The 5380-nt window shown below is 67.1% G+C and carries 7 protein-coding genes; 5 read left to right on the top strand and 2 right to left on the bottom strand.

What is annotated here, in order from left to right:
- Positions 1–250 precede the first annotated feature (250 nt).
- Together ACIQ2E_RS12165 and ACIQ2E_RS12160 are read left to right on the top strand one after the other, a co-directional pair.
- Positions 251–817, top strand: coding sequence for a photosystem I assembly protein Ycf4 (locus tag ACIQ2E_RS12165; RefSeq protein WP_398330848.1), 567 nt, complete (start codon positions 251–253; stop codon positions 815–817).
- Positions 818–849: 32 nt separating this feature from the next.
- On the top strand, positions 850–1587 hold the full coding sequence (locus tag ACIQ2E_RS12160; RefSeq protein ID WP_398330845.1) for a peptidylprolyl isomerase: 738 nt from the start codon (positions 850–852) through the stop codon (positions 1585–1587).
- Between the two features lie 30 nt (positions 1588–1617).
- Here ACIQ2E_RS12160 and ilvN read toward each other — a convergent pair whose 3' ends face one another.
- Both ilvN and ACIQ2E_RS12150 read right to left on the bottom strand, forming a co-directional pair.
- Positions 1618–2148: an acetolactate synthase small subunit gene (ilvN, locus tag ACIQ2E_RS12155; RefSeq protein WP_296365921.1), complete on the bottom strand. Its 531-nt coding sequence runs from the start codon at positions 2146–2148 to the stop codon at positions 1618–1620.
- A complete protein-coding gene (locus tag ACIQ2E_RS12150; protein ID WP_398330841.1) occupies positions 2145–3131 on the bottom strand; it encodes an alpha/beta fold hydrolase in 987 nt (328 codons plus the stop codon). The genes ilvN and ACIQ2E_RS12150 overlap by 4 nt, the downstream gene beginning before the upstream one ends.
- On the opposite strand from ACIQ2E_RS12150, the gene ACIQ2E_RS12145 reads away from it, so the two are divergent.
- From ACIQ2E_RS12145 to ACIQ2E_RS12135, 3 genes are all read left to right on the top strand, one after another.
- Positions 3121–4323, top strand: a complete 1203-nt coding sequence (locus ACIQ2E_RS12145) for a N2,N2-dimethylguanosine tRNA methyltransferase (RefSeq protein WP_398330838.1) — start codon at positions 3121–3123, stop codon at positions 4321–4323. The two genes, ACIQ2E_RS12150 and ACIQ2E_RS12145, sit on opposite strands and share 11 nt — an antisense overlap.
- 18 nt (positions 4324–4341) lie before the next feature.
- Positions 4342–4443 (top strand): cytochrome b6-f complex subunit PetM, encoded by a 102-nt coding sequence (petM, locus tag ACIQ2E_RS12140; RefSeq protein ID WP_217796089.1) that lies wholly within the window; start codon positions 4342–4344, stop codon positions 4441–4443.
- 70 nt (positions 4444–4513) lie between these two features.
- Positions 4514–5380 (top strand): NAD(P)H-binding protein (locus ACIQ2E_RS12135; RefSeq protein WP_398330835.1); only part of this gene is annotated, 867 nt, incomplete at its 3' end.

Below are 5380 nucleotides of genomic sequence, written 5' to 3'. Positions count from 1 at the left end.
TTGAGCCAGTCATCGAGGACGTCAAACCATCCCCGCTGCGGCGCGCGCCCTACAGCGATCGTCATGGGTGGGAAAAACCGCGGGCTGTGGGTTACCGGGCGATGGTAACAACGTTGATCGGCACCGCGAGGCGGGTTTTGACGGCCTGACACGGCCCGTCACCATTGCGTTTTGGGTATTTGTGCTCAGGCCTGGGCCAGCCTGGATAGCAGGCGCGCCAAGATGGCAAGCCACCGGTTGTTCCGCCCATATGGCCTCGGCATCCGCAGCAAAGGCTGCCTCGTCTTCCGCGTTGCTGGAGCAGGACGTGCTGGGCTCCCGCCGCCTCTCCAATGTGTTGGTGGCGGCTGTGGTGAGCACCGGCGGTCTGGGCTTTCTGCTCACCAGCGCCTCGAGCTACCTCGGCACCGATCTGCTGCCCATCGGTCACCCCGCCGCCCTGAGCTGGGTGCCACAGGGTTTGGTGATGGGCCTCTACGGCATCGCCGCTGCGCTGCTCTCTACTTATCTGTGGGCCGTGATCGCCCTCGATGTGGGTTCCGGCGCCAACCGTTTCGATAAAACCGCCGGCACCCTCACTGTGACCCGCCGCGGTTTCCGCCAGCTAATCAGCGTCACCACCCCGCTCAAAGACATCCAGGCCGTGAAGGTGGATGTGCGCGATGGCCTCAACCCCCGCCGCCGGCTGGCTCTGCGCGTGCAGGGTCGCCGCGATCTGCCCCTCACCCGCGTTGGAGAACCGATGCCTCTGGCTGATCTTGAGCGTGGTGGTGCCGAGCTGGCCCGCTTCCTCGGTGTTCCGCTCGAGGGCGTTTGAGCATGCGCTCGCACCGCCTGGTGACCTTCCGTATGACGACGCTCCGTATGCCCTCGTTGCGCTCGGGCTCTCTGCGCAGCCTGCTGCTGGCACTACTGCTGTTGCTCAGCCCGCTTGGTCCTGTGGCCTGCGCTGCTCCTGGGCCTTCCACAAGCTTTGGTTGCGGTGCCTCGGGTGTGCCTTGCCTGAAGGGCACGGCCCTGGTGGAGCTCACCACGAGCAAAGGCACTGTTGAGCTCAGTCTGGATGGCAGCGCCGCGCCGCTCACCGCTGGCAACTTTGTGGATCTGGTGCGCCGCGGCACTTACAACGGCACCCTGTTCCACCGTGTGGTGAAAGAGCCCATTCCATTTGTGGTGCAAGGGGGCGATCCCCAGAGCGCCAACCCCAACACGCCGGTGGACCTGCTCGGTACCGGCAGTTTTGTCGACCCCACTACCGGACAGCCGCGCCTGATTCCGCTCGAGCTCTTCCTCGACGGTGACAGCAGCCCCCGCTACGGCGAGATCACCGTGGGGCCTGGTAAGGCGGAGAAGCTGAAGCTGCAGCATCAGCGCGGTGCCCTGGCGATGGCCCGCTCTAACGACCCCAATTCCGCCAGCGCGCAGTTTTATATCGCCCTGCGGGCCCTGCCGGAGCTGGATGGTCGTTATGCCGTGTTTGGCCGGGTGACCAAGGGCATGGATGTGGTGGACCGAATCAGCCAGGGCGATAAGCTGATCAGCGCCAAGGTGCTGCAAGGAGGCACCTTGGTGCAGGACGCCAAGTAGTTCCCATTCGCTGGAACAGTGCGTGCTGACTTAGGCCGGCACGCGCTTGTCCAGGCTGGTGACCTTCAGATATGGGGTGCTCACGCCGGAGGCGCGCTCCAGAGAGATGCGGCCGGTGCGGGCAATCTCCAGGATCCCGTAGGGCTCGAGCACATTTTCCAGGGCCACGAGTTTGCCGGGATCCCCCACCACCTCCACGGTGAGGGCTTCGCTGCCCAGATCCACCACCCGGGCGCGGAACACCTGCACCAGATCCAGGATGGCGGCTCGCTGGCTCTCCGGTGCCGACACCTTCACCAGCATCAGCTCCCGCTCCACGGCCGGGATGCGGGTGAGGTCGGTGACCTCGAGAACGTTGATCAGCTTGTCGAGCTGCTTGCTCATCTGAGCCAGGGTGCGCTCATCACCCTCCACCACCATCGTGAGCCGCGACACGCCGCTGCGTTCGGCAGGCCCGACGGCCAGGCTCTCGATGTTGAAACCACGGCGGGCAAACAGGCCGGAGATGCGGCTCAGCACGCCCGATTCGTCTTCCACCAGCACCGACAGGGTGTGCTTCATGCCCAGGGCTGTTCGTGTGGCTGACGTGAATCCAAATTACGCGCCAGCCAGCCCAACACGTGGTGGTTGAACAGCTCGGGCCTCTCATCATGGGGGCAATGGCCGAGCCTGGGCAGCAGTTGCAGCTCCAGATCGCCTTTGTGGCGCTGCAGGCGCTGGCTGATCTGAGGCGGCACCAGCCGGTCGTGGCTGCCCCAGAGCACCAGCAGCGGCTGGCGCATCTGCTCCAGTAGCACCGCCGCCGTGGCGCCATGGGGCCGTAGGGCCATGCCGATGCTCATGGCCCGCAGCGCCCGCGCTGCCCGCGGCCGCAGCGCTGGGCGGGCGATCAGGCGGCGCAGTTCGCGGTCCACCGCCCGCTGGTCGCTGTAGGCGCTGCGCAGGCCCAGATCCAGCAGCGGTGTGCGGGCGATCAGGGGCACCAGCAGTTCCAGGGGCAGCAGGCGGCACAGCACCACCACCAGCTGGCGCTTGGCCTGCCGGCGCCAGGGGCGTCGCCGCCGCCGAGGCGGCATCAGCAGGGTGGGATCGGGCAGAGGCGCCGCCACCACGCCGTGCACCCACATCGGGAAGAACACGGCGCAGGTGATCGCCACAAGGCTGCCCAGGGAGTTACCCACCAGCACCGCCGGGCCCTGCACCACCTGCTCGAGAAACCCCTGCAGCTGCCGTGCCCAGAGTCGGTTATCGAGCGGGCGATCGCGCCGGTGGCCGGGCTGGCTTGAGGCCCCGAAGCCCACCAGATCAAGCGCGTACACGCACCAACCGGCCGCTGCTAGCTCCCTGGCGTTGTGGCGCCAGTGGCCGCTAGCCGCACCGAAGCCATGGATCAGCACCAGGGCGGGATGGTTCCGGTCGCCCAGCACCCGCCAGTGGCAGGTGTGCTCCTGCCACTGCCAGTTGCCGTGCTCCCCCCACTGGGCGCCTGCGGGGGCAGGCTGGGGGGCTGACACAGAGGCTTGGAAAGCGGTGGTGGCCGACACGGCGGAGCTCTCTGGGCAGGCGGATGGCAGCGCTGCTGCGGCAGCGAGCTCCCTTCACTATTGCGAAGGTGCCGCAGCGCTGCAGCTCGGCTCCGGCTTCTTCCGGCCGGAATCCCGCCCATCGCGCGATCTGGGCGTGCTGCTGGCGTCGCTGCTCGCCCGGGGTGAGCTGGAGTTGGCGCAGCCTCTGGCGGTGCTCGATCTGATGGCGGGCTGCGGCATCCGCGCCCTGCGCTATGGCCTCGAAGCCGGCGCCAGTGCCGTGTGGGCCAACGATGCCGATGCCGATCGGCTGCCTGTGCTGCAGCGCAACCTTGTGCCCCTCGAGGCCGCCGCAACATCCCTGGAGATCACCGCCCAAACGGCCCAGAAGCTGCTGGCGGGCTGCCTGCTGGAGGAGCGTCGCTTCGGGTTGCTCGATCTCGATGCCTTCGGCTGCCCCACGGCTCTGGTGCCTGCAGCCCTTGAGGCGCTGCAGTTTGAAGGGGTGCTTTATCTCGCTAGCACCGATGGTCGCTCCCCCACCGGCCACGACCGCTCCGCTGCGATTCGCTCCCTGGGGGCTGCGGCCCGAGCGCATCCCGCCAGCTGGGAGTTGGCCCTGCGCCTGCAGATCGCCGTGGTGGCCCGCGCGGCCTGGGCCATGGGCCGGGGCATTCGGCCGCTGTTCAGCTTCAGCGAGGGGCGCACCTTTCGCACGGCGATTCAGCTGCAGCGCCGCGCCGATGCCCGCCAGGAACAGCAATTGGGGCTGCTGGCCCACTGCCATGCCTGCGGCGAGCAGCTGGAGCAGAGCCTGCTGCAGCTGCGCCAGTGGCCCGCCTGCGCCTGCATTGGGAGGCCGTCGCCGCTGGCCATCTCGGGGCCGCTGTGGCTGGGCCCGCTGCAGCACGCACCCACACTGGCAGCGATGCAGCGGCTGGTGCCGCAGCTGCCGGCCGGATGTGTGGCTCGGAGCAGTGAACGCCTGCTGGCTCGCCTCTTGGCAGATCCAGGTCTACCGGCGCGCTGCTGGTCCAGCGCTGAGCTGGGGCGGCGCCTGGGCGGCGGCCCTCCTTCCACGCCAGCGCTGCTGCAGGCCCTGGCGGCGGAGGGGTACACGGCCCTGCGATCCGGCGTGATGGATGGAATGTTTCGCTGCAATGCCCCCTGGCCTCGGCTGTTGGAGCTGGCGGCTGCGCTAAACAGGTAGCCGTTACGCCACCTGGCTATGGCCTCGGAGATCTTCGGCACTGCAGCGCTGTTCTGGGTTCTGATCCCCATTGGTCTGGCGGGTGGTGCGCTGCTGCTCAAGCTCCAGGGAGATAACTGAGCCTGAGCGAATGCTCTGAGCGCGACCCAGCAGGCACACCACTAGGCTCGTGCCTCGCTGAACAAGCCTCATGCAGATGCTGGTGATCGGTGCTACGGGCACGCTGGGCAGGCAGATCGCCCGCCAGGCCCTCGATGCCGGCCACCAGGTGCGTTGCATGGTGCGCTCACCCCGCAAAGCTTCGTTTCTGCAGGAGTGGGGCTGCGAGCTCACCCGCGGTGATCTGCTCGAGCCCGACAGCCTCGATTACGCCCTTGAGGGTCAGGAGGCCGTGATCGATGCGGCCACGGCGCGCGCCAACGATCCCGGCAGCAGCTACGACACCGACTGGACGGGCAAGCTCAACCTGCTCAACGCCTGTGAGCGCTCTGGCGTGAAGCGATTTGTGTTTGTGTCGCTTCTCGGTGCGGAGAAGCACCGCGATGTGCCGTTGATGGATATCAAGTACTGCAGCGAGCAGGCGCTGATGCAGTCGGATTTCGATTACACGATTCTGCGCTGCGTGGCCTTCATGCAGGGTCTGATCAGTCAGATCGCGATTCCGGTGCTGGAAAACCAAACGGTGTGGGTGAGCGGAACGCCAACACCGATCGCCTACATGAACACCCAGGATGTGGCCCGTTTTGCTGTAGCGGCCCTCACCCGCGCCGAAACCATCCGCAAGGCCCTGCCGGTGGTGGGTCCTCGCGCCTGGAGCACCGGTGAGATCACCCAGCTGTGCGAGAAGTTCTGCAGCAAGAGCGCCCGGGTGTTCCGGGTGCGGCCCTTCCTGCTGCGCCTGATGCAGGGCGTGGCCTCGTTCTTTGAGCCGGCCGTGAACGTGGCCGAGCGCCTTGCCTTCGACAAGGTGATCGGCGGCGGCACCCCCCTCGATGCACCGATGGAGGAGAGCTACGCCGCCTTTGGTCTCGATCCTGCCGATACCACAGGCCTGGAG

This window comes from Vulcanococcus sp., assembly GCF_044369115.1.
Classification (GTDB): Bacteria; Cyanobacteriota; Cyanobacteriia; order PCC-6307; family Cyanobiaceae; genus Vulcanococcus.
This window is presented reverse-complemented; position numbering and strand designations above follow the sequence as displayed.